General features: G+C 56.2%; 19 protein-coding genes and 1 tRNA gene. 9 read left to right on the forward strand and 11 right to left on the reverse strand.

Features of this window, described 5'->3' with window-relative positions; genetic code table 11:
* Nucleotides 1–11 precede the first annotated feature (11 nt).
* The 4 genes from NW211_RS08220 to NW211_RS08235 all read right to left on the reverse strand — a co-directional run bounded on the left by NW211_RS08220 (nt 12) and on the right by NW211_RS08235 (nt 5,528).
* Nucleotides 12–1,634: a di-heme oxidoredictase family protein gene (locus NW211_RS08220; RefSeq protein ID WP_258327522.1), complete on the reverse strand. Its 1,623-nt coding sequence runs from the start codon at nt 1,632–1,634 to the stop codon at nt 12–14.
* A gap of 19 nt (nt 1,635–1,653) precedes the next feature.
* Nucleotides 1,654–2,877, reverse strand: coding sequence for an imelysin family protein (locus tag NW211_RS08225; RefSeq protein ID WP_258327523.1), 1,224 nt, complete (start codon nt 2,875–2,877; stop codon nt 1,654–1,656).
* A gap of 39 nt (nt 2,878–2,916) precedes the next feature.
* Nucleotides 2,917–4,383 (reverse strand): autotransporter outer membrane beta-barrel domain-containing protein, encoded by a 1,467-nt coding sequence (locus NW211_RS08230; protein WP_258327524.1) that lies wholly within the window; start codon nt 4,381–4,383, stop codon nt 2,917–2,919.
* Between the two features lie 218 nt (nt 4,384–4,601).
* Nucleotides 4,602–5,528, reverse strand: coding sequence for a helix-turn-helix domain-containing protein (locus NW211_RS08235; RefSeq protein WP_241147833.1), 927 nt, complete (start codon nt 5,526–5,528; stop codon nt 4,602–4,604).
* A gap of 175 nt (nt 5,529–5,703) precedes the next feature.
* Between NW211_RS08235 and NW211_RS08240 the strand changes: the two genes are divergently transcribed.
* The 3 genes from NW211_RS08240 to NW211_RS08250 are packed head-to-tail and all read left to right on the forward strand — an operon-like array spanning nt 5,704 to nt 11,241.
* A complete protein-coding gene (locus tag NW211_RS08240) occupies nt 5,704–6,762 on the forward strand; it encodes an efflux RND transporter periplasmic adaptor subunit (protein ID WP_241147832.1) in 1,059 nt (352 codons plus the stop codon).
* Nucleotides 6,762–9,911, forward strand: a complete 3,150-nt coding sequence (locus tag NW211_RS08245; protein ID WP_258327536.1) for an efflux RND transporter permease subunit — start codon at nt 6,762–6,764, stop codon at nt 9,909–9,911. The genes NW211_RS08240 and NW211_RS08245 overlap by 1 nt, the downstream gene beginning before the upstream one ends.
* A 13-nt stretch (nt 9,912–9,924) precedes the next feature.
* Nucleotides 9,925–11,241 (forward strand): TolC family protein, encoded by a 1,317-nt coding sequence (locus NW211_RS08250; RefSeq protein ID WP_258327525.1) that lies wholly within the window; start codon nt 9,925–9,927, stop codon nt 11,239–11,241.
* A 157-nt stretch (nt 11,242–11,398) separates the two neighbouring features.
* On the opposite strand, the gene NW211_RS08255 is transcribed toward NW211_RS08250, so the two are convergent.
* Both NW211_RS08255 and pta read right to left on the reverse strand, forming a co-directional pair.
* Nucleotides 11,399–12,607, reverse strand: coding sequence for an acetate/propionate family kinase (locus NW211_RS08255; protein WP_087408852.1), 1,209 nt, complete (start codon nt 12,605–12,607; stop codon nt 11,399–11,401).
* 18 nt (nt 12,608–12,625) lie between these two features.
* The gene (pta, locus tag NW211_RS08260; protein ID WP_087408851.1) at nt 12,626–13,633 is read right to left on the reverse strand and encodes a phosphate acetyltransferase; all 1,008 of its coding nucleotides are present in this window, start codon (nt 13,631–13,633) and stop codon (nt 12,626–12,628) included.
* 231 nt (nt 13,634–13,864) lie between these two features.
* On the opposite strand from pta, the gene NW211_RS08265 reads away from it, so the two are divergent.
* The 3 genes from NW211_RS08265 to NW211_RS08275 all read left to right on the forward strand — a co-directional run bounded on the left by NW211_RS08265 (nt 13,865) and on the right by NW211_RS08275 (nt 17,532).
* Entirely contained in the window at nt 13,865–14,248 is a 384-nt protein-coding gene (locus NW211_RS08265) for an START-like domain-containing protein (protein WP_087408850.1), read from the forward strand.
* A 112-nt stretch (nt 14,249–14,360) separates the two neighbouring features.
* Entirely contained in the window at nt 14,361–16,307 is a 1,947-nt protein-coding gene (locus NW211_RS08270; protein ID WP_258327526.1) for an LptF/LptG family permease, read from the forward strand.
* A gap of 4 nt (nt 16,308–16,311) precedes the next feature.
* Nucleotides 16,312–17,532, forward strand: a complete 1,221-nt coding sequence (locus NW211_RS08275) for a bifunctional 3,4-dihydroxy-2-butanone-4-phosphate synthase/GTP cyclohydrolase II (protein ID WP_087408848.1) — start codon at nt 16,312–16,314, stop codon at nt 17,530–17,532.
* A 160-nt stretch (nt 17,533–17,692) separates the two neighbouring features.
* On the opposite strand, the gene NW211_RS08280 is transcribed toward NW211_RS08275, so the two are convergent.
* The 5 genes from NW211_RS08280 to dacB form a co-directional block, all read right to left on the reverse strand.
* A complete protein-coding gene (locus tag NW211_RS08280; RefSeq protein ID WP_258327527.1) occupies nt 17,693–18,337 on the reverse strand; it encodes a hypothetical protein in 645 nt (214 codons plus the stop codon).
* 97 nt (nt 18,338–18,434) lie between these two features.
* The gene (locus tag NW211_RS08285) at nt 18,435–19,310 is read right to left on the reverse strand and encodes a hypothetical protein (protein ID WP_087408846.1); all 876 of its coding nucleotides are present in this window, start codon (nt 19,308–19,310) and stop codon (nt 18,435–18,437) included.
* Between the two features lie 18 nt (nt 19,311–19,328).
* Nucleotides 19,329–20,054 (reverse strand): 16S rRNA (cytidine(1402)-2'-O)-methyltransferase, encoded by a 726-nt coding sequence (rsmI, locus tag NW211_RS08290; protein WP_258327528.1) that lies wholly within the window; start codon nt 20,052–20,054, stop codon nt 19,329–19,331.
* A 9-nt stretch (nt 20,055–20,063) separates the two neighbouring features.
* The gene (locus NW211_RS08295) at nt 20,064–21,047 is read right to left on the reverse strand and encodes a hypothetical protein (RefSeq protein WP_258327529.1); all 984 of its coding nucleotides are present in this window, start codon (nt 21,045–21,047) and stop codon (nt 20,064–20,066) included.
* A gap of 163 nt (nt 21,048–21,210) precedes the next feature.
* Entirely contained in the window at nt 21,211–22,617 is a 1,407-nt protein-coding gene (gene dacB / locus NW211_RS08300) for a D-alanyl-D-alanine carboxypeptidase/D-alanyl-D-alanine-endopeptidase (RefSeq protein WP_258327530.1), read from the reverse strand.
* Nucleotides 22,618–22,792: 175 nt separating this feature from the next.
* Here dacB and NW211_RS08305 point away from each other — a divergent pair, with 175 nt between their 5' ends.
* The 3 genes from NW211_RS08305 (at nt 22,793) to NW211_RS08315 (ending at nt 24,770) form a co-directional block, all read left to right on the forward strand.
* Nucleotides 22,793–23,395, forward strand: coding sequence for a thymidine kinase (locus NW211_RS08305; RefSeq protein ID WP_087408842.1), 603 nt, complete (start codon nt 22,793–22,795; stop codon nt 23,393–23,395).
* A gap of 58 nt (nt 23,396–23,453) precedes the next feature.
* On the forward strand, nt 23,454–24,599 hold the full coding sequence (locus NW211_RS08310; protein WP_087408841.1) for an AI-2E family transporter: 1,146 nt from the start codon (nt 23,454–23,456) through the stop codon (nt 24,597–24,599).
* Between the two features lie 98 nt (nt 24,600–24,697).
* A tRNA-Lys gene (locus NW211_RS08315) sits at nt 24,698–24,770 on the forward strand.
* Nucleotides 24,771–24,902: the final 132 nt, after the last annotated feature.

Genomic DNA, 24,902 nt, shown 5'->3' on the forward strand with positions numbered 1-24,902 from the left:
CACACAGACGGTTAAATCGCGTCGATGAATTTGACCACGGCATCACGATCTTCTTTGCTCAATGTCCGGAATTTCTCGACCGATTGGCGGGCGTCGCTTTCGGGCGCTCCGTGCCACATGATCGCTTCGATCACATTGCGCGCGCGGCAATCGTGCAGCCTGTCGCTCTCGAACGAACCGGTACATTTCTGGTGCAGGCCTCTACCCCACAGGGGCGTGGTGCGGCACCAGCCGGTGCGTATGTCGTTCTGCATGTGGAGCCGGTGTTGTACCAAGTCGGAGTAAGGCCATATTTTCTGATGAGGATAGCGGGGCAACTCGTTGCCGTAGTTGAAAAATCCGCTGGGGTCGGTGTAATGGTCGTCGCCGGTCGTCCAAGTGGGACGGTGACAATAGCTGCACCCCATTTCGGTGAAGAGTTGTTTGCCCCGTTGTATGGTAGGATCGTCGAGGTTGCGGGCAGCCGGCACGGCCAATCCACGGTGCCATATCATCAAGTCGGTGTAATACTCGTCGCTCATCTCTACCGGGAGGTCGGTCGCCATCAGGTAGTTGTAGATGTCCTGTTCGACGCCGGCGTCGGTTTTCCGGTCGGGAAAATAGTCATAGAACCGGGCTTGTACCTCGGGATCTTTCGAAGCCTTTTCGGCGTATGCCGTTGTCATGTAGTGATAGCGACGGTTCGAGCGGGTCACGTTGGTGATGTTCCAAATAGCGTTAGCACCGGCTGCGTCTTGCAAGGGACCCCGGCTAAGGGCGTAGGTGAAGCGGAAGGGGTGTTTCTCGCCCGTACCGCCATCGCTGGGTTTGGTGTTGCTGTATTGGCTCACCCATTCGCCGTTTTGGAAAATTTTGGGATTCAATTCGAAGTAGTTGTCGTTTTCCTGTTTGGCATATTCGGCTTTCAAATCGTCGTCGTCGATGGCGTCGAGCAGCCCTGTCCCGTAGATACCGATGGTGGATTCGAGCCGGATATTTACCTGGTCGGGCGACAGGGTACGGCCGTCGGTAGTGATGAGGTCTACATAATAGGCGTCGGCGGGAATGGCCACCTCGGGATAGATGAGTTCGTAGGTGGTACCGTCGGGGAAGGTGTTGTTCCAGCTGTCGGTGTACGATTTCCAGGTAATCTTGATTTTATCCGGATTTATCGGCGCCTTGAAAGGCTCTACGGCAAATAGCTGCGGCATGCCCGTGAGCGAAGCGATATAGTTGTCGTTATCGTCGTAGATGACCAGCAGATAGCCGTTGCCTATCTCGGTAGCGTTGAAAGAGCCTTCTTGCCGTTTACCGTGGCCATAGCCCGGGTGACAGTGCATGCAGGAAGTGCGGATATAGAGGGGGCCTAACCCGCCTCGAACCGACCCGTCGTCGGCCGGGGTGAAAATCTTTTCAAACAGGGCTTCGCCGTTTTTGAACGAGGTGCTCATGCCGGCGTTCTCGACGGCTGCCGACGGTTGTTCGAAGGCCGATGAGGTGGTGTTGAAGGCGGTACCCAGCTGGCCGCCCGTGTAATACTCTTCCGACAACTGCGGTGTAACGGGACGGGGTGTGTCGTCGGGGTTGTCATCTGTGCAACCGGCGACGCACAGCGCCGCCGTTGCAAAAGCCAGTAAAAAGGGATAAGATTTCATAGCTTTTGGAATTATATGATTATTGTCCTATGGCCGATTGTGCTTCGTCGAGAGCCTTTTTCAAGTCGTTGCAAGCCGTCGTGGCCTTTTTCCACAGCTCGTTGTGCGAGCCGGCGTAGTTGACAAAGGGGGCTGGAGCTGCATCGATGGCGTTCAATGCCGCCTCGATGGCATTGCGTACGGCTGTGTCGGCCGTGGGGTTGATGCTGGCCAGGTAGTTGCTCACCGACGGGTCGCCCACGTTCATGCCCAGATAGGCGTTCTTGATGCTGACGATATTGTCGTAGAAATCGACTTTTGAGTTTTTGGCATAGGGCGATTCGATGTAGCTGAGGTCTTCCGAAGCTCCGGCGGCTGCTTCGTTGGGGCGTCCTATTTTTTGGTTACCCACCTCGTCGGCGATGTCCGAGCAGCCTTGAATAATTTCTTGGGCGGCTTCGAGATAGCTCTTGTATTTACTGCCGCCTTTACCGGCGTTTTTCATGCTTTCGCCGTAGTTGAAGGTCGGTTCGAGTTCGGCTTCGGTCAGCAAGGTTTGTTTTTGGCTCGATACGTTGGCCAGTCCTTTCCATGAAGCTTCGAGCCGCACGCATTGGTTGGCCAGGTCGCCTGCCACGGCTGTGAGGTAGACCAGTTCTTCCTTGCGGCTGAAAGCTCCGGAGCGTGCCTTGCCTGTGGTCGAAGAGGCATCGATCTGGTGGTCGAAGAGCATGTATTCAATCGCATGGAATCCCAGCAGGCCGTAGCCCAATCCGGCGGCATACTCGGCGTCCATCATGCCCATGCGCACGGGGTCGTCGAGCAGGGCTTGCAGGTCGGTCGCATTGAGCGGCCACGAGTCGATATGGGGGTCGATGTTGTAGTCGCCGGCGGCCCCGTAGAGGAAGGCTTCGCTCAACTCCCACTGTTTGCGGGCTTCATACCATTTGGCACAAGCCTGTTCGACTATCGTTTTTGTCGCGGTGCTTAATGAGCCCGAGGCAGCGATGTCGGTCGAGGCGTTGGCCAGAGCCGAGGTTTCGATTTGGGCGCAGAGGTCGGCCAGTTCGAGGCTGGCATCGGCCAGCGAGGAGTAGGTGGGGATTACGGTCTTTTCGACAAAAGCGGTAGCCGCCGCCTGCAATTCGGTTTCGCGTTGTTCTTCCCAAGAGAAATCTTTCTCTTCTTCCGTGCAGGACACACCGCCGAGCAGCAGGGCCGACAAAGCAAATAGTTGTAACGAATTTCTGAAAACTCTTTTCATTGTAATAAATGGTTTTATGATTGAAACAATACGGTTTGATTATCGCGTGAATACCCCCGAGTAGGCGATGCCTATCGACACGGCGGGCTCGTTGTTGTAGTGGCCGATGCAGGTGGCACCGCTGGAGTCGGTATAGGTGTAGGAGTTGGCATTGAGCAGCCCGATGCTGTACTCGGCCTTGATGACAATCGACTTCAGGGGGCAGTAGTTGATGCCGGCGGCCAGCCGTTGGCGTCCGCACCATTTGTAGTGCTGCACGCGGGCCGGGGTCTTGAACATCGAGTCGTAGTATTCGTAGCGGCCGAAGAGGTAGAACTTCTGTCCCCGGGCCTGCAGGGTGGGCGAGAGCGAGAAAAAGTTGTAGCCCGCCTCGATGCCGGTGGCTATGGCGTCGGAGGCGACGGCCTGTTTGGCCGATACCGACGAGGCCGGCATGCTGCCGTTGAAGGCGGTAATCATATCGGCGTCGGAGAGGTGGCCGTAGTCGAAGTTACCCCGCACAATCCAGTGGTGGGCGTCGTAGGCAAAGTCGAAGGCCCCGACGAGTACCGTCCCCTTCACCCCCTTGTAGCGGCTGTTGGTTTGTGGGTAGAGCGTATTGGAAAAGCTGTTGCCGCCGTATCCGCTCACGCTCAGGCGCAATCCCGGTACCGAGAAATTGTCGATGCGGAAAGCGCCGGCATAGGCGTTTCCTATCTTGAACTCATAGGGGCTGCCGGCTCCGTCGTGTATCCACCCTTTGCTGTTGAAGCGGTCGGAGTCGAGACCCGGTAAGAACATCACTTCGTAGCGCCATTGACGGCCTAACATACCCCATAGGCTGATGCCGGTCTCGTGCCATGTGCAAGGTAGGATCGTGTTTTCACCCTCGGGTCGGTAGACTCCGAAGAACTCGGTGGGCATGTGGTGCATGTTGGTCGCGCCTACCGGTACGATGATGTGCCCCATGCGCAGGTTGAGAGCGGGCGAGAAACTTTTTTGAATCCAGAACTGTTCGAGGGCGACTTCGCCGCCACGTTCGATTTCCGACTCGTATTCGCCGGCTTCCTCCTCTTCGATTTCAACGGCGCTTTCGGTTCCGCCATGTTCAAACTCGATTTCGCTACCCATACTCCAGCCCCGGCCGAAGTCATATCCGAGGAAGATGACGACATGAGGCAGGTCGAACCGCCCGTGGCTTTCGCCTTTATGCAGATGAGCGTCTTGATATTTCTTGTAGTCGTCGCTGAAAAAGTTGCGCGAGGCTACCGCTTCGCCATATCCCCCTATGGTGAGGCGGGGTTTCGGGGGCTCGGCAGGTGTCGTGTTTGAGGTTCCCCTTGAGGTTTTCGACTCTTGGCGTAGCTCTTCCAGAATTTCGGTTTTCAGTTCGGCTTTCAATTGTTCTCTCTTTGAGTCTGGAAGCGGAGCCGCCTCTGCTGCGGCATCTGATGTTTTATTGTTTTGCGCCGCTGCCGACAGGGGGAGCAGCAAGGCTGTCGTGAGCCATAGGATTTTTCTTTGCATGGATTCTCTTTTTTTTGATTTCCAATGCAAAATTAGAGGGTCGGTTTAGGGCGGGCAATACCTACAATTTAGTAAAAAAAAGTTGAAATTGGTATTTTTTAGGTAAAAGAGAGTCCGGCGATTCTATCTGTCCGGCGAGGTGTGGGGGATAGAATCGTACTATGTATGAGCGAGGTAGATGCCGGTGTGGTTTGTGTGTGAGTGAAAAAGCCTTGATGCTATGAATTTTGATAGGCCGACGGCGAGCAGCCCACGGCTTTTTTGAAATAAACGCCAAAGAACGATTGGTTGGCAAAGTTGAGCATGTCGCTCACTTGCTGTACATTGTATTGCCCGCTTTTCAACAGCGCTTTCGCTTCGAGAATGACATAGTCGCGAATCCATTCGCCGGCATGCCTGCCGCTGAAATTTCGTACGACTTGCGATAGATATTTGGGAGTTAGGCACAGCTGGTCGGCATAGAAGCCGATGCTCCGCTCCTGGGTATAGTGCTGCCTGAGCAAGAGGGTAAACTGGTCGAAAATCTGTTTCTTGCGCGAAACATACTGGGTATCTTGCTGCTCGATATAGGGGCTCATCAGTTGACATAAGCTGTAATAGAATATTTGTATGTAACTGTTGATAATCTCGTGAGTAAAGAGTCTTTCGGGTTGAACAAGCTGTTGGCGTATTTGGTGATAGAACCCTATCATCTCGCCCATCTCTCGGTCGGAGAGTTGCAACATGGCGTTGTCGATGAGGAACTTGCGCATGATAAGGGCGCTTTGCGGGTTACCTTCGGGCAAATTGTTGACGGTGGCAAATGCAATGATGGCTATGCGGCAGTCGGGCGAAATCTCGAGACACTGCCCGATAGAGCCTGGTGTGACAATAAGCAGGCAATTACGCTGCAACGTATGCTCTTTCAGGTTCTGACTGATTCTTATGTAACCGTCGAGGCAAAGGTGCATCATGGCAAACTGTACTTTAAACGGGTAGGGTGAGGTGATGAAGGCGAGAATCTCGGGATTGTTCAGCAGGTCGGGTAGGTGATTGGGGGCGTCGAAGTTGTCGGCCAGAAACAGTTCGTTATGGTAGGCGCAGGTCTGCTCGTTGAAGGGCAGCATGTTTAAGTTCAGCGTGTTGAGAGTCGAATCTTGTGGCATAGTCTCTTGTCGTTTTTCGAGGGCGAATATACCTATTTGAATAATAAATAGGGCGATATACTTGTTAAATAGGGTTACTTATCGACTTTTTGAACAATATGCTCGTAGAGTGCAACAAATTGCTGTCGCTGAAAAAAGGGAAATTTGCAACTGTGAAATCAACTAAAACCAGTATATGATGAAAACGAATGTGTGTATGGTGGCGGCCGCCCTGCTGTTGTGTGCCTGTTCCGGCGGAGACCGGGAGGCTGCCCGTGAACGGAGTGTCTGTTTGACCCGCCCCGAGGCATTGAGCGAGGAGACGGTAAAGCTCTATTCGGGAATTGTGAAGGAGGCGCACGAGATAAGCCTCGGGTTCAAGACGGCGGGACAGATAGCCCGCATCCATGTTGCGGAGGGCGACCGGGTGCGTCGCGGCCAGTTGCTGGCCGAACTCGACGATGCCGACTACCGGCTGGGGGTCGAGGCGTTGCAGGTGCAGTACGACCAGGTGCGCGACGAGGTGAAGCGCACCGAGCGGTTGCTGGAGCAGAAGAGCGTGTCGCCCAACGACTACGAAAAGGCTTCGGCCGGACTGAAGCAACTGGAGGTACAGTTGCAGGCCAACAAGAACAAACTCAACTATACGAAACTCTATGCTCCGGCCGACGGGTACATACAGGCCGTGAACTTCTCGCCGGCCGAGATGGTCGATGCCGGCACGGCAGTCTTTACCCTCATGGATGTGTCGCAGATGGAGGTGACGCTCGACATTCCGGGTAGCCTCTACCGGCAGCGGGGAGAGTTCGTGCGCTTCTTTTGCCGGGCGTCGGGTGTCGATGAGGCCATGCCTCTCACACTCTCGAGCCTTACCCCCAAGGCCGACGGCAACCAGCTGTATCGGTTGCAGCTGGCCTTCGAGCAGCGCCCCGACCGCAAGTTGACGGCCGGACAGAATGTCGAGGTGGGTATTGTCGTGGGCGATACGGCATCGGCCCGTGGCTTTGCCGTGCCCTTGCAGTGTCTCTTCCAGGCGGGTGACTCGTCGTGCGTGTGGGTTTTCAATCCCGACTCTACGGTGACCCGCCGGCAGGTCGAGCTGGGCGATGTCGACCCCGAGGGTCGTGCTGTCGTTCTCGGCGGCCTCACCGGCGACGAGCAGATTGTGCGGGCTGGTGTGCATGTGTTGCAGGAGGGGGAGAAGGTACGCGTAATCGACGCCCCCAGTAGTACCAATGTAGGAGGGCTGTTGTGATGAAGATGACCGAGTTTTTCATGCGGCGGCCAGTCCTCTTCTGGTCGCTGATGGTAGCGATTATCATCGCCGGAGTCTTGTCGTTTGTGCAGATGCCCAAGCTCGAAGACCCGGCCGTGTCGGCCAAGCAGGCCATGGTCGTGGTGTCGTGGCCGGGAGCCAGTGCCCACGAGATGGAGCTGAAGGTGGCCCAACTCATGGAGGATGAGCTGCGGGCGCTCCCCAATGTCAAGAAGGTGAGGAGCGAGTGCCAGAACAGTGCGGCCCTGTTTACCGTCGAGTTTCAGATGACGGTGTTGAACCGGGACCTCGAGCAACACTTCGACCTGTTGCGGCGCAAGGTCAACGATGCGGCGTCGCGACTGCCGCAAGGGTGTTACGAGCCCATCGTCATCGACGACATGATGGATGTCTACGGCATCTTCTATGCCCTCACGGCCGACGGCTACGACTACCCCGAGATGTATCGCTATGCCCGCTACCTGCAGCGCGAGTTGCTCGACGTGAAGGGGGTGAAGCGCATCAATATCGTGGGGAACCGCGACGAGGTAATCAACATCGTCCTCTCGAAAGAGCAGATTGCCCGCAACGGCATTATCCCCACCCAAATCATGGCGGCCTTGCAAAGTGCCGGCAAGACGGTCAATGCCGGCCGCTACGGGAGCGACGGCGAGCGCATTGCCCTCTATGTCGACTCGCCGGTCAAGGACGAGGAGGACATTCGCAACCTGCAGATACAGACCCTCGACGGCAAGACCCTGCGCATAGGCGATGTGGCCCGGGTGGAGCGGGGATATGCCTCGCCGCAGCGCAACGGTTTCTTTGTCGACGGCAAGCCGGCACTGGCCATCTGTATAGCCATGGAGTCGTCGGCCATTGTGCCCGATGTGGGCCGGGCGGTCGATGCCCGGTTGGCCGAGGCCATGAAGAATTTGCCGGCCGGCTTTGAGACCGACAAGATATTCTTCCAGCCCGACAAGGTCGACGAGGCCATCTCGTCGTTCATGTGGAATCTGGTCGAGTCGGTCGTTATCGTCATTCTGGTGCTCATCTTCACGATGGGGTGGCGCAGCGGGCTCATCATCGGCTTCGGTCTGGTGCTCACGGTATGTCTCTCATTCCCCATCCTGCTCATGTGCGGTACTACGCTGCAACGCATTTCGCTGGGGGCCTTTATCGTGGCGATGGGCATGCTGGTCGACAACGCCGTGGTGATTATGGACGGTATCCTGATAGACAAGAAGCGGGGCCTCCCGCCCGAGACCTACCTCTACCGTATCGGGCGCAACACGGCCATGCCGCTGCTCGGGGCTACGATTATTGCCGCCTCGACCTTCCTCTGTGTCTACCTCTCGCCCGATTCGGCCGGAGAATATGCCGGAGACCTCTTTCTGGTACTGTGTGTGAGCCTGTTGGCCAGTTGGGTGCTGGCCCTTGTGCAGGTACCCGTTTGCGCCCACTCGTGGCTGCCGCGCCGCGAGAAGAGGCGGGGCAGCGATACCACCGGGGCGGTGATGAACTCGCCGGTACACCGGTTCGTGCGCAAGACCATTTCACTACTGATCGGGTACAAGCGGGTTACGATTGCCGTAGCCGTGGCGCTGCTGGTCGTTTGTCTGGTGGGTATGAGGCAGGTGAAGAACCTCTTCTTCCCCGACTTTGACTACAAACAGTTTGTGGTCGAGTGCTTTTTCCCTGCGGAAGCCAATGCCGATACGGTGTGTGCCCGCCTGTTGGAGATGAACGACCGGGTGTCGCAGAATCCGCAGATCGAGCGGGTGGCCGTCAGCCAGGGCAGTGCTCCGGCCCACTACTGTCTGGTACGCCCCATGACCTCGGGCGGTGACTGCTACGGCGAGCTGATTGTCGATTGCAAGGATTACCGCACGGTGGTCGAGCAGATACCCGTGGTGCGGGAGCAGTTGCGTCGCGAGTATCCCGAAGCCTATATCCGCATCCGCAAATACAACTTTTCGATTTCTACCTCGCATACCGTCGAGGTGGAGTTCTCGGGTCCCGACCCGGCCGTATTGCGCCGGTTGAGTGCCCAGGCCGAGGAGATTATGCGCCGTTCGCCCTATGTCGATGCCTATTCGGTGCAGAACAACTGGAAGCCGCGGGGAAAGGTGCTGGTGGCCGAGTATGACCAGCAGGACGCCTTGCGTTCGGGTGTCGGGCGCGGCGATGTGGCCAATGCCCTGCTGGCTGCTACCGACGGCATGCCGGTGGGTGTGCTCAACGACCAGGACCGTATGGTGATGCTCAACCTCCAGGTGCGCAACGACGACGGCACGACCATCCGCAATCTTGCGGATATACCGGTGTGGAGCATGCTCAACTTCCACCTCTCGAACGAGGCGTTGCAGAGTGCCTTGTCGGGCGGGCAGAGCATGAGCGACCTGCAGGACCAACTTTTCAAGGCCACTCCGTTGAGCAATGTGGCCCACCATATCCGGCTCGACTGGGACGAGGATGTGGTGCTGCGCCAGAACGGCCGGCGGGTTATCGAGGCCGAGTGCGACCCCAACCCCTATTGCGACGAGGCGACGCCAGCCAAGGTGGTGGAGTCGATCAAGGACGAAATCGAGGCTATCGACCTGCCCGAAGGGTATCGCATGCGCTGGGTAGGCGAGGGTGAGTTGCAGGGTGAGGCCATAGGCAATCTGATGAAGTTCGTACCGCTTACGATATTTATCATTCTGGCCATCCTGCTGCTCCTCTTCAACAGTTGGCGCAAGGTGATACTGATTCTCCTCTGCATCCCCTTTATCTTCTGCGGCATTACACCGGTGCTGTTGGTGAGCGGTCAGCCCTTCACCTTCATGGCCATCATCGGCATGATGGGCCTGATAGGCATGATGGTGAAGAATGCCATCGTGCTGGTCGACGAAATCAACCGGTTGCAGACCGAGGAGAAACAGTCGCCCTATACGGCGGTAGTCGAGGCCACGGTGTCGCGTGTGCGTCCGGTGCTGATGGCATCGCTCACGACCATTGTGGGTATGATTCCGCTCGTGACCGACCCCATGTACAGTTCGATGGCCATTACCATCATGGGCGGCCTCACCGTGGGGACCATCATCACGCTCGTGTTGTTGCCGCTCTTCTATGCGGCGATGTTCCATATCAAGAAACCAGTTAACGCATAAAACCAAAAAGACGATGAATCTGAAAACGATATATACGATAGTTTGCGCTGTGGGGCTGGCCGGTACTGGTAGCGCAATGGCCCAGCCGCTGCTGCTTTCGCACAGCCAGTGCCGCGAGATGGCGCTGGCTCACAGCGAGGAGCTCGAGCAGGCCGATATCCGGTTGCGTCAGGCCGAACTCGACAACCGAATAGCCACGACGGCCTATCTGCCCAAACTCGAGGGGTCGGCCACGGGGGCCTATGTATTCCCCGACATCGACATGATGGGCATGGACCTGCGCATGCGGGGCATGTATATGGCCGGCATTACGCTGACCCAACCCATCTATACCGGCGGGAAAATCACGGCCGGCAAACGTATGGCCCGCATTGGCGAGGCGGCGGCCGGCGAGCAGTTGCGCATGGCCCGCATGGATATTCTGGTCGATGCCGATAATGCCTATTGGACCTATCTAGCGGTCGGGCGCAAGGTGCATATGCTCGAGAGCTATTGCGAGCAGATGGATACGTTGTTCAGCCAGATGAGCGGTTCTCTCTCGGCGGGCATGATTATCGAGAACGACCTGCTGCGCATCCAGGCCAAGCAGAGCGAGATCCACTACCAGTTGCAAAAGGCCCGCAACGGGGCCGACCTGTGCCGGTTGTCGCTGTGCCGGCTGATTGGGGTCGACGACACCACGGCCATCGTGCCTACCGATACGGCGTGGGTTGCTACCGAACCCGGTCTGCTCACGGCCGAAATCGACAACCGTCCCGAACTCTCCCTGCTCAAGCAGCAGGTCGAGATAGGCAAGTTGCAAATCAAGAATGCCCGGGCCGAGATGCTCCCCACCGTGGGGTTGTCGGCCGGGTATACCTACTATGGCAACATCAAGCTCAACAGCCTGGTCGATGTGGGTAACGGCACGATGATGCCCTATTCGGAGGAGTTCCGCGACGGTATAGGCATGGTGATGCTGGCCGTAAAGGTGCCCCTGTTCCATTGGGGCGAGGTGCACAAAAAGGTGCGTAAGGCCCGCTACGAGTTGCGCAGTGCCGAGTTGGACCTGCAGAAAAACAGACGGTTGCTCAATCTCGAGGTGCAGCAGGCCATGCGCAATGTGCAGGATGGTTATCGCCTGATAGGCACGGCGCAGATTGGGTTGCAGCAGGCCGTCGAGAATTTGCGGGTGATGCGCAACCGCTATGCCGCGTCGATGGCCACGCTCACCGATTTGCTCGATGCCCAGTCGCAGTGGCAACAGGCCGAGAGCAACCTAATTGAGGCTCAGACCCAATACAAGATTTACGAGACAGCCTATCTGCGGGCTACGGGAAGGCTCGAGTAGAGAGACTCTTTTATTCTTCTTTCATAGGAAAGCGCCCTGTCGCAACCCGTTGAGGGCAGGCGACAGGGCGCTTGTTGTAAACTGCCGGTTGCGCCCTGCACGGTGGGGGCCCGCTTTTACGGGGTGTGCAGGGGTGTCGGCCAGCTGTATGGGTCTGTTATTTCTTCAGACTGTCGAGTACGGCTTTCGTGTCGGAGGCAATCATATACTCCTCGTCGGTGGGGATAACGACTACCTTCACCTTCGAAGCCGGGGTGCTGATGAGGCATTCGGTGCCCCGAATCGTTTTGTTCAGTTCGGCATCGATTTCCACACCCATGAAGGCGAGCGGTTTGCACACGGCTTCGCGGGTCTGGGTCTGGTTTTCGCCTACACCGCCGGTGAATACGATGATGTCGACGCCACCCAGAGCGGCAGCATAGGCACCGATGTATTTGGTGATGCGGTATTCATACATCTGCAGGGCCAGGATGGCGTGCTCGTTACCGGCGGCTACACCGGCTTCGATGTCGCGCATGTCGGACGAGATACCCGAGATACCGGCCACACCGCTCTTCTTGTTCACGAGGTTGGCGATACCGGCCGAGTCGAGGTGCTCTTTATCCATGAGGTAGGTGAGTACACCGGCGTCGACATCGCCCGAGCGGGTACCCATCATCAGTCCCTCGACGGGGGTCATACCCATGGAGGTATCGACCGACTTGCCGTCCTTGATAGCCGTGATGGAAGCTCCGTTACCGATGTGGCAGGTGATGATGCGTTGTTGTTCGTAGGGCACGCCCAGAAATTCGCAAGCCCGGCGCGACACGTAGCGGTGGCTGGTGCCGTGGAATCCGTAGCGGCGCACACCGTACTTGGTGTAAAGGTCGTAAGGCAGGGCATACATGTAGGCGTGAGCCGGCATGGTCTGGTGGAAAGCCGTGTCGAATACGCCTACCTGGGGAACCGAAGGCATCAGTTGCGAGATGGCCTCGATGCCGGCCATGTTTACCGGGTTGTGCAGGGGGGCTATGTCGTAGCACTCCTTTATCTTCTCAATCACTTCGTCGGTGATGAGGACGCTGGCGTTGAATTTTTCGCCGCCGTGAACCACGCGGTGACCTACGGCATCGATTTCGTCGAACGATTTGATGCAGCCGTACTCTTTGCTGGTAAGTACGTTGAGTATGTTTTGTATGGCCGAGTGGTGCTCGGGCATGGGGCTCTTGAGAATCACCTTCTCGCCGCTGGGCAAGGTGAGTTTCAGGAACGAGTCTTCCAGACCGATTTTCTCGGCACCGCCTTGAGCCAATACGGTTTTGGTATCGATGTCGAACAGTTTGTATTTAACCGACGAACTGCCGCAATTTAATACTAAGATCTTCATAAGGTATGTGTATTAAGGTTATTTTTTCAAGCTGATGGCCTGGTTGCAGGTGATGGTAATCATCTTGTACACGTCGTCGACCGAGCAGCCGCGCGAGAGGTCGTTGACCGGAGCGGCGATGCCTTGGAGGATAGGACCCACGGCTTCGGCGTGAGCCAGCCGTTGAACCAGTTTGTAGGCGATGTTCCCTACCTCGAGCGAGGGGAATACCAGCACATTGGCATGGCCGGCTATATCGCTTCCGGGAGCTTTGCTGGCTCCTACGGCGGGAACGATGGCGGCATCGGTTTGCAGTTCGCCGTCGATCTTCAGCGTAGGTTCCATTTCGCGGGCCAGGCGGGTAGCCTCGACTACCTTGTCGACCATCTCGTGGCTGGCGCTGCCTTTGGTCGAGAAGCTGAGCATGGCGATGCGGGGGTCGATACCGGCGATGTCGCGGGCCGTTTTGGCGGTCGATACGGCAATCTGAGCCAGCTCTTCGGCCGTGGGGTTGGGTACTACGGCACAATCGGCAAATACCATCAGTCCCTCTTCGCCGTACGAGGTGTCGGGGATGAACATCAGGAAGGCACCCGATACCACTTTCACGCCGGGTACGGTCTTGATAATCTGGAAAGCCGAACGCAGCACGTTGCCGGTGGTATTGCGGGCTCCGGCCACTTCGCCGTCGGCATCGCCGTTCTTAATCATGAGGCAACCCAGGTACAAGGGGTCTTCGACCAGTTTCTGAGCCTTCTCCATAGTCATTCCCTTGGCTTTTCTCAATTCGTAAAGCAGTTGGGTATAGGTCTCTTTCTTGTCGTGGCATGCGGGGTTTACCAGCGTAGCCTTGTCGATATGGGTCAAGTGATATTGATTGGCAAGAGCCTTGATCTCGTCGGGGTTGCCAATAAGAATCACATCGGCGATGTTGTCGGCCAGAATGCGGTCGGCAGCCTGTAAGGTACGATCTTCAGTTCCTTCCGGTAAAACAATACGTTGTTTGTTTGCTCGGGCTTGTTCTACCATTCGTTCCATCAAATTCATAGTCGGATTGGTTTTTATGTTGTTTTTTATACCTGCAAATGTAGCAATAAAATGTAATATCCAGTTTGCAATTCTGGGTAAATATTATATAAAATAGCTCGAATTTTTGTTTTCACTCCATTTTTTCAGGTTTTACTGCTAAAGATAGGAATAATATCTCTATATTCGCCGTCGGAAAGAGAAAAATTTTCCTTTGTCTGAAGAGGGAAATGCTATAATATAGAGAGGTTTATGAATAAGGAAAAGTTTGTGATTGAATATGAGTTGAAAAGCGTTTCACCTGCTTTACTGTGGCCGTATATAGGGACCAAAAACGGGTTGGCCGACTGGTTTGCCGACGATGTGCAGAGCGACGGCAAACAGTTTACTTTTTTCTGGAACAAGACATCGCAGGAGGCCCACCAGATAGCTGTGCGCACGGGGCTCTATATCCGCTTTCACTGGGTGGACGACGAGGAGAGCCGGAGCTACTTCGAGCTTCGCATTACCACCTCGGAGCTGACGGGTGCCACCATGCTGGTCGTTACCGATTTTGCCTATCCCGACGAGATGGCCGACAGCCGCGACCTGTGGGATCACCAGATCGAGACCTTGCGCCGCAAGCTGGGTGTGTGACGCGGAGGGTAGAGAGAGGTCTCTTTTCGACGATTCTTCCCAATAAAGGTTATAGCCTTTTCGGAAATTCATTTTTTTGCTTTACTTTTGCATTCTGATAATCGGCAAAAGAATGTTCTATATCAAACGACTATACAGGTTTATCCTGAAGAGCTTCTTACCCCTGTTTCTGATGACATTCTTCATCTGCCTCTTCATCGTACTCATGCAGTTTTTGTGGCGGTACGTCGATGAGATGGTAGGGAAGGGTCTCGAAATGTCGGTTCTGGCCGAACTGTTTTTCTATGCTGCCGTGACCATGGTGCCCATGGCCCTGCCGCTGGCCATCCTGCTGGCTTCGCTGATGACCTTCGGCAATCTGGGCGAGCGGCTGGAGCTGCTGGCCATCAAGGCGGCCGGTATCTCGCTGCTGCAAATCATGCGGCCGTTGGTTATCTTCCTTATCTTTGTGGCCATCGGTGCCTTCTTTTTCCAGAACAACGTACTGCCCAAGTCGCAGGTGAAGATGTGGACCCTGCTCTACTCGATGCGGCAGAAGTCGCCCGAGCTCGATATTCCCGAGGGGGTATTCTACGACCAGATAAGCGGCTACAACCTCTATGTAAAAAAGAAAGATCACAAGACCGGCATGCTCTACGACGTGATGATTTACGACATGTCGGCCGGTTTTGACAACGCCATGATTATTCTGGCCGACTCGGGCAAGCTGAAGATGACCGACGACAAGCAGCACCTATTCCTCACCCTCTACAACGGCGAGTCGTTTGAGAACCTGCGCGACCAGCGCACCAGTGCCACCAATATTCCCTATCGTCGGGAGACCTTTTCGCTGAAAGAGATCATGATTGCCTTCGATGCCAACTTCAACCGCATGGACGACGGCATCATGCAGAACCAGTATATCGGTAAGGACCTGAATGCCCTGCAACTGTCGATAGACTCGATGACGACCCGGGTCGACAGCATCGGCGACAACTATGCCCGCAGCCTGCGGTCGTCGGGCTACTTTTCGCTCTATGACCGGCCGGGGGCCAAGATACCCGCCAACGATTCGGTGCGGGAGCAGGAGGCATTGGCCGAGGCGGCTACGCTCGACCTCGACAGCGTGTTCAACGGCGGCAGTCTGCAGCGCAAGCAGCTCTACCTCGACCGGGCCTTGGCCCGGGCCGAACGCTATCGGTCGGATTACGAGTTCCGCAGCTACACGATGAAGGAGGAGAACAAGGTAATCAGACGTCACCAAATCGAGATGTACAAGAAGTTTACCCTCTCGTTTGCCTGCATCATCTTCTTCTTCATAGGGGCTCCGCTGGGGGCTATCATCCGCAAGGGTGGACTGGGTATGCCGGTGGTGGTGTCGGTGTTCATGTTTATCTTCTACTACATCATCGACAACACCGGCTACAAGCTGGCCCGTGATGGCCGCTGGGAGGTTTGGGAAGGCATGTGGCTCAGCTCGGCGGTGCTTTTGCCATTGGGTATCTTCCTCACCTACAAGGCGGTGAAGGATTCGGCCGTATTCAACCCCGACGTCTATGTCAACTTCTTCCGGAAACTGATTGGGCGGCAAGAGCTGCGCAAGGTGGTTTTGAAGGAGGTGATTATCGAAGATATGTTTCCCCGGGTGGCCATTGAGAAGGCCGAACAGTTGTCGGTAGCCTGTAACCGGTATCTCGACAAGGTGGGGCGCAAGCGACAGTCGTATTGGAGGTATTGTCTGTATGGATATGCCAAGGAGGATATTACGGCGCTGGGAGCCCAGATCGACGATTTGGTCAACTACACGTCGAATAGTCACAGTCAGCTGGTTATCAGTAAGCTGATGGATTATCCCGTGTTGCGTAACCTCTGGGTGTATCGTCCGGCTCCTTCGCCCAAATGGGGCTATGTGCTGGCCATCTTTTTCCCCCTGGGATTGTTGCTTTACGGGGTAGGGGCGCACCAGCAGCGTCTGTTGCGCAACGAGGTAGAAGGGGTGATTCGCACCAATGGCGAGTTGCAGGCTCTGCTCGAGAAGGATGAGGCCGATCGAATGAACGAAGAAGATAAAACTATATAAGGATATGAACAAAGAGACCATTTTAAGTACAATAGACGAGGCTGTCGAAGATTTCAGACAGGGCAAGTTTTTGATTGTCGTCGACGATGAGGACCGCGAAAACGAGGGCGATTTCATCATCGCCGCCGAGGCCATCACTCCCGAGAAGGTGAACTTCATGCTCACCAACGGCCGGGGTGTCTTGTGTGCTCCCATCACGCAGAAGCGTTGCGAAGAGCTTCAACTCTACCGCCAGGTGAGCCACAATACCTCGATGTTGGGGACTCCCTTCACCGTGACCATCGACAAGCTGGAGGGGTGCACCACCGGTGTATCGAGCCACGACCGTGCCGCTACGATACGGGCTTTGGCCGACCCCGCTTCGACTCCCGAGACCTTCGGACGTCCCGGTCACATCAATCCCCTCTATGCGCAAGACAAGGGTGTGTTGAAACGGGCCGGTCATACCGAGGCTGCCGTCGACTTGGCTCGCCTGGCCGGGCTCTATCCGGCTGCCGCCCTTATCGAGATTCTCAACGAAGACGGTACCATGGCCCGCTTGCCGCAGTTGACGCAGGTGGCCCAGAAGTTCGGCATCAAGATTATCGCCATTCGCGACCTGATTGCCTATCGGTTGAAACAGGAGTCGCTGATCGAGAGAGGTGTCGAGGTAGACATGCCTACCGAGTACGGACACTTCCGCCTGATTCCCTTCCGCCAAAAGAGCAACGGGCTCGAACACATTGCCTTGATTAAAGGCTCGTTCGAGAAGGACGAACCCGTTTTGGTGCGGGTACACTCCTCTTGTGCCACGGGCGACATATTCGGGTCGATGCGTTGCGACTGTGGCGAGCAGCTTCACAAGGCCATGCAGCAGATCGAAAAGGAGGGTAAAGGCGCCATTATCTATCTGAACCAGGAGGGCCGTGGAATAGGTCTGATGGAGAAGATGAAGGCTTACAAGCTCCAGGAAGAGGGTATGGATACGGTCGATGCCAATCTGTGCCTGGGCCATCAGGCCGATGAGCGTGACTATGGCGTGGGGGCCAGCATCCTGCGCGACATAGGTGTGCACAAGTTACGGCTGATGACCAACAATCCCGTGAAGCGTATCGGCCTCGAGGCTTACGGTCTGGAGATTGTCGAGAACGTGCCTATCGAGGTGACTCCCAACGAATACAACCGCCGCTACCTGCTCACCAAAGAGAAACGCATGGGCCACACGCTGCATGTCGAAGAAAAGTAGTGGTTGACTCTGGTGCGTTTGTCCCTCGGGAAGACCGGGATGTCTGTCCCACGAGATGATATACAAACAATCCCCGCAAGGCTCTGTAAAGGGCTTTTGCGGGGATTCTTGTTTATGGCGTGTCTCTATCCCTCGGGTTGCGGCTATGCCGGCCGACGGGTTACAGCGGGTGCGACTCGGTGCGTGTCGTGAAGTCGTCGTTGACGATACTGCCCTCCCACATGCCCTCGATGGTAACGGGGGTGTTGCTGGTCGTCTCGGTGAGCCAGGCGGTGTAGGCTATGTTGTAGTAGTTGATGCTGTACCGGCCGTAGACGTAGGTCTCGGTGTGAGGCGGGATACATATCTCGTCGATGGTCCGGTCTATTTCGGCCAAGGTCACCTCAGCCGTGAAGGACTGAAAGCTGTACAGCGAATCTCCCAGCACGATGTGGTTGTCGTCATCGACATAACAGGGGGTTCTCACCCGCAGGGTGTCGGTGTAGATTTGGGCCAGCACGGGGTCTTCGCTGGAGAAGTAGGAGTAGTTGTAGAGCGGGTCTTGTGGGGGCGAGGGTGTATCGTACCATTCCTGGTCGAGCGAGTTTGAGATGATGACGATACAGGTCTCGTCGGCCAGTTGGGTGGTCTTGCTGCTCCAATAGTCGAAGTAGTATCGGATACTGTCGACGACAAAGCGGCGGTCGCGCGCCGGGGGCAGCACGGGTCGCTCGGGATTATGGGGCAGGGGCGATTCCTTTTCGAAGAAGCTGTCGCACGAGGCAAGCAGCAGGAGCGGGAGTAGGATGGACAGATAACGAAACATGCGGGGCATCGGTGGTTCAGGCGAGGAGCAAAAATGAGGAGGCGAGGCCGGAGGTGTTGCCCTCCAGTCTCGTCTCGAATGGGGTTGACTATCGCAATCAGTTGAGCTCGACAACCAGGTAGCGGCTCAAGCTCCAGAAGCTCTCGGGATTGGTGATGACCAGCGTGATGTAGCCCTCGTTGTCCTTCTGCATTTCGTAGGTACCTTCGGGGTGCTTGGTCAGCAGCTTGGCCTTCTTGCTGTCGAAGGGGATGTCGCGCAGTTTGCGCATGTCGGCCGTGGTGAAATAATCTTTGTTGTATTCACCTTCCATCACCTTCTTCGACGAGAAGAGACCGCCTCCCTCGACAATCTTCTGCTCCTTCAGTTCCTTGTTGGTCCCCAGGGCATAGTATACGGTATTGAGGGCCTCGTCTTGAGTCATCAGCACCTCTTTCTGTTGCTGGTTTTCGGTGGTGAGGTTCTCTACCTGACCGGTGAGGTTGTTGACAGCTTCGTCGAGTTCGGCAATGCGCACGTCGCGTTTGGCGAGCGACTCCTGCAGCGAGGTAATCATTTCGGTCTTTTCGGCAATTTCGCCTTGCAGACGGGTAATGGTCTTTTGCAGGGCAGCCGACTGGTTCTTGCTCTGGTTGAGCTGTTTTTGCAGTTTGTCGAGCCGCTCCTTGTTCTTCTGCAAGGTCTCGGCCACCAGGGTCATATCGTTTTTGATTTGTTCACGAGTCGTAAGCGAAACCTCTCCGTTGGCATCTTTTTGAGTAACCAGATAATTTTCGGCCTCTTTGATTTGGCGGAAACCCTCTTCTACGTCGTTCATCAGTTGAATCATTTCGTTGAAGTCGGCCGTCGTCTGTGCGTTGACTTGGAGTAACGAATCGTTTTCGGCCTGCAGTCTTTTCACTTCGGTCGATTGGTTGGTACAACCGATCATCAATACAGATGCTGCGATGGCAGCGGTAATAGCCTTTTTCATAATGGTTTTAAATTAAAATTATAGTTGTGTATCGCTTTTGGGATATTTGTCTCTCTTTTTCTCCTTGGGCTTTTCGGGGGTACCGGCCACGACGATGACGATTTCGCCCTTGGGCTCGTGTTCGGTAAAGTGGGCGATGAGTTCGTCGAGGGTGCCTCGCACCGTCTCTTCGTGAATCTTGGAGATTTCGCGGCTCACCGAGGCTTCGCGTTCGCCGCCAAAGGTATCCTTGAACTGCACCAGGGTCTTGAGCAGGCGGAAGGGCGATTCGTAGAAGATAATCGTACGGGGCTCGTCGGCCAGTTGGGCCAGCCGGGTGGCCCGCCCCTTCTTCTGGGGGAGGAAGCCCTCGAAGCAGAACTTCTCGTTGGGCAGACCCGAGGCTACCAGGGCCGGCACGAAGGCGGTGGCACCGGGCAGACACTCGACGGGGATACCCCGCCGGCGGCACTCGCGCACCAGCAGGAAGCCGGGGTCGGAGATGGCCGGTGTACCGGCGTCGGAGATAAGGGCAATGGTCTCGCCCCCTTCGATGCGCGTCACGATGCCTTCGACGGTCTGGTGTTCGTTGAACTTGTGGTGCGACTGCATGCGGGTGTGTATGTCGTAGTGCTTGAGCAGGATGCCGCTGGTGCGGGTATCCTCGGCCAGAATGCAGTCGACCTCCCGCAGCACGGCGATGGCCCGGAATGTCATGTCTTCGAGATTGCCTACCGGTGTAGGTACTACATAGAGCTTAGCCATGGTGCAGGATTATAGAAAGTGTTTCTGTACGATTTTCATAAACTCGGCCACTTCGGGATTGTCGAGGTCCCAGTTCAGGTCGTTGAGTATGTAGTCCTCGGCCTCGTCGTAGGAGTGCATGGCGTCGATGAGGGCCAGGGTTTCGTTCATGCGGATGTCGCTGTTGCCGAAGAGTTCGCGGCGGAAGCGGAAGCGGTCGTTCAGACTCAGCGCCTTGCGCAGCTCCTTGGCGTGCTGGCGTTGCAGCACCTCTTCGAGGGTGACCGGGGCGGAGGGCTCGTCGGCAGGAAGGTCGGCTGCGGGGGTATCCTCGTAGTCGGTCTCGTCGTAGTCGTCGGTCTCTTCGTCGTCATAGTCGACGAGTTTGTCATCCTGTGCAGCCGACCGCTCCTCGTCGCTCAACTGCTCCCAGGGGTAGAGCGGCTCCTCGGGTTGAGGTTCCGGCTCGGCCGGGGTTTCTGGCTCGGGTTGGGGTTGATGCGATTCGTGCGATTCGTCGGCCGGTTCGAGGAAGACGTCCGTATCGGGTTCGTTCTTGTCCTCTTCGGCTGTTTCGGCCTCGTGAAGGGGGGTGGGCTCGATGGGTGTTTCGTGCTTCCCTTCAGCCCACGTATCAGCCGGTTCTTCTGCTTCGGAGGTTGGGGCAGACGGATTTACCGGTATGTTCCACGGCTCCTCCTGATCGTCGAAAGCCTCGTTGGTCGCCGAGGCTTCCGCTTCGTGAGCGGGACGCTCTACGCCGCTCTCCGGAGTATAGGGGGTTGCCTCGTCGGCCGGGGCAGTATCGGCAAAAGGTTCGTGGTTCTGCAATTCGGTCCAGAATTGGGGCGACCTCAGTTCGCGGGTCGAACGGTCTATCGACTCGGCTTTCTCCCGGGCCAGCTTCAGCAGGATACCGGGAGCGGCATTGCCTGCCTGCTCGATGACGAGCAGGAGCTCCCGCAGTTCGCCCAGTTGGCCGATGATATATGCGATGCGACTGTCTCGTGACATAAATTCGGTATTTTGGTTATTCAAGGATAGCGGGGGACAAGTGCAGCGGCAAACGGGAAACACGGTTTTCGACACTTGCCTGTGCCTGACGGCCTTCTATCTTCCACAAAGATATACAAAAATAACAGATGTACGCCGAGAGCCGAAAAAATTTAGAGGTCGGTTACTCTTTTTTAGAGAGTGTTGCGGTGAGCCATGCGGCAATTTTCTCCTTCAACTGGGTGCGGGTGCAGGTATAGTTGTTGAACATCAGCACGATTGTATACCGTTTGCCCGAGGGGGCGGTGTAGTAGCCGGCATAGGCGTGGACATCGCTCATGGTGCCGCTCTTCAGCCGCAGTTCGCCGGGCAGGGGACTGTTGCGCATGAACGAGGCTACCGAGCCTTCGCTTCCGGCCAGGGGCAGCGACTGCACGAAGGTTTCGCCTACCTGCGGGTCGCGGGCCGTGGCGGCGAGTACCTGGGTCAGATAGCGGGCCGACACCCGGTTGTTGCGGGCCAGTCCCGAGCCGTCGTAGAGGAAGAGCTCGGTCGAGTCGGCCCCGAGGGGTTGCCAGTAGCTGCGTATCGTTTCGAGACCTTTCTCGGCACTGCCCCGGGGAGCTGAGGCGAGAGCGATGTGCCGCAGCAGGCTCTCGGCATAGAGGTTGAGGCTGTGCACGTTGAGGCTGCGGGCCAGTTGGGCGAGCGACTCCGAGGGGTAGTCGAGCAGTTGGGTTTCGGGTCCTCCCTCGGTCGTTTGGCTTGCTTCGGTACAGGCAATGCCGGCCTGTTTCAACTGTTTGTGCAATTCGCGCAGGAACAGGCTGTCGGGATGGTCGACGGCCAGGTCGAGCCGATAGCGCGCCCACTGACGGGGAATGGTGCCGGTGAGGGTGTAGCGGTTGCCGATGTGGGTGACCGATACCTCTTCCCGGTCGCCGGGCAGGAGCCGGCTGTCGAGGTCGATGCTGCGCGGCGGCGTGATGCGGGCGGTCTTGTAGTTGTGTCCGTTGTATCGCACCTCGACGCGTACCTGGTTGTCGCGGTATGAGAAGGCGTGGCACCCGGTGGCGTAGTACCAGATGAGATCCTCGAGCATCCACTTGGGCGAGACGGCCGGTCCGTCGAAAAGCGAATTGTCGACCACGATGGTCCCCTCGATGGCCCGGATGCCATGCGTTTGCAGGGCGTCGATTACCCGGTCGACAAACTCTTCGGCCGGGCGGCTGCCGTAGGCCGAACCCAGCGAGGGGTCGCCTCCGCCCCGTATCACCAGCGTGCCGTGCAGGGTCCCCGCAGAGTCGATTTGTCCGGTGTATCCCACGGTGGTCGAGGTGCGGTAGTCGGCACCCAGCAGCCGCAGGGCAGTAGCCGAGGTGATGACCTTGACGGTCGAGGCGGGAATGATGGCTTGCCGGTCGTTGTGCGACACGAGAGTTTCACCCGTAGCCACATCGGTGATGCAGATGCCTATCGAGGCGGGCGTAAAGGCCGGGTCGGCCAGAAACGATTCGAGGCTTTGGGCCCGTGCGGGCGTATGCAGGAGCATGAATAGCGAGAGTAGTCCTGACAGGAAGATTCGTTGCATAATGTCTTGGTAATGTATGAGTATTATTTTTACAAAGATAGGCGATGAGATTTTCAGGACCAAATTTTGCCGGCTGCTTTTGAGATAAATAGCCGGGGCAAAGGTTGGCAAAGTCGAACTATCTTTTTACTTTTGTTGCATCATTTAAACAGAAAGAAAAAAGAGAACGACAACTATGGTTTTGACCGAAAATAACTACGAGACCAGCCGCCGCGGAAGCATCGAAGTGATATGCGGCTCGATGTTCTCGGGGAAGACCGAAGAGCTGATACGCCGCTTGAAACGGGCGAAGATTGCCCGCCAGAAAGTCGAGATATTCAAACCCGCCATCGATGTGCGCTACTCCGAAGAGAATATCGTTTCGCACGACAGCACCTCGATACTCTCGACCCCGGTAGACAATTCGCACAGCATTCTGCTCATGGCTTCGGGGGTCGATGTGGTGGGCATCGACGAGGCCCAGTTTTTCGACGACGGCATCGTCGAGGTCTGCTCCGAACTGGCCAACAACGGCACACGGGTGATTGTGGCCGGTCTCGACATGGATTTCCGCCGGGTACCCTTCGGCCCCATGCCGGCCCTGCTGGCCATCGCCGACGATGTGTACAAGGTGCACGCCATCTGTGTGAAGTGCGGCCATCTGGCCAACTACTCCTATCGGTTGGTTGATAACGACAAGCGGGTGCTCCTGGGCGAGAAGAACGAGTACCAGCCCTTGTGCCGCCGTTGCTACCTGCAAGAGATACAGGAGCGTAAAGAGAAACATCACGAAGGGTAAACCGCAACCGCTCCGAGATTGTTAGATAAAAATATTGATACACAAAAATAGAGTAGCCATGACCGAACGCCAGCCATACACCTTCGACCGGGTCGTCCGTATTTTGTTCGGAGCCGTTTTTGTCGTGGGGTTGTTCTACCTCATCTATATCCTCCGCGGGGCGTTGCTCCCTTTTCTCGTGGCCTGGATTGTGGCCTATATGCTCAACCCGCTGGTCGAGTATAACAAACGGGTCTTCAAGCTGAAGGGGCGCGTGCTGGCCATTACACTCACCTTTGTCGAGGTGATTATTACCTTTGCGCTGCTGTGTGTGCTGGTGCTGCCGTCGGTTATCGACGAGATAGGCGTCATGCGCAAGCTGTTGAGCGACTACGTCTACAACTCGTCGAGCATCCCCTTCGTGCCGCAGGAGGTGCACGACTTCATCCAGCAAAATATCGACTTCAGCCAGTTGTCGAGCCTGCTCAGCCGGGAGCAGTGGCTCTCGATTATCGAGGATAGTTTCTCGGGGGCCTGGGGATTCATCACCGGTTCGGTGGGCGAGATTATCAACATCGTCAGCTGGCTCATCGTGCTGCTCTACATTGTCTTTATTCTGCTCGACTACGACAAGATATTGGTCGGGTTCCAACGGATGATTCCGCAGAAGTACCGCCCTACGGTGGTCTCGATTGTCAACGACATCGAGGTGAGCATGAACCGCTACTTCCGCGGTCAGGCCGTCGTGGCCGGGCTGGTGGGTATCCTCTTCTGCATCGGCTTCCTCATTGTGGGGTTGCCCATGGCTATCGTGCTGGGGCTCTTCATCGGGTTGCTCAACATGGTCCCTTATCTGCAGCTTGTCGGCTTCATCCCCACCATCCTGTTGTGTCTGGTTTCGGCATCGGAGACCGGCACCAACTTCTGGTTGCTCTTCGGGGCCTGTATTCTGGTCTTTATCGTGGTGCAACTGATTGAGGACATATTCATCGTGCCCCGGGTGATGGGTAAGGTTACGGGGCTGAACCCCGCCATCATCTTGCTCTCACTCTCGATTTGGGGCACGCTGCTCGGCTTTGTGGGCATGATTATCGCCCTGCCGCTCACCACGTTGTTCCTGTCGTATTACGAGCGCTATGTGATAGGTGACGAGCCGGAAACTCCGCCCGAGGCGTCGGCTGGTTCGTCGGCCCCGGATGAAGAGGTGAAGCCTGAGAAAGAGTAAAAAAACTGTTCTTTAACATAAATTTGCGGAGGTATCGTTTTGTAGAATCAAAAATTAGCCTTACCTTTGCATCGCTTTTACAAAAAGCACCAAGGTTAGATTCGCTAGCTCAGCTGGTAGAGCACAACACTTTTAATGTTGGGGTCCTGGGTTCGAGCCCCAGGCGGATCACCGAAAGACGAGCGATTGACTTTCAAGTCGGTCGCTCATTCTTTTTTAAAGCTCCGGCAAAAGGTGGGGCGGAGGAGCCCCAGGGGACGGAATGAATCGACGTCAAAAGCGGATGGGGCCCTATGAAATCAA

Source organism: Barnesiella sp. ET7 (assembly GCF_024733785.1).
Lineage (GTDB): Bacteria > Bacteroidota > Bacteroidia > Bacteroidales > Barnesiellaceae > Barnesiella > Barnesiella merdigallinarum.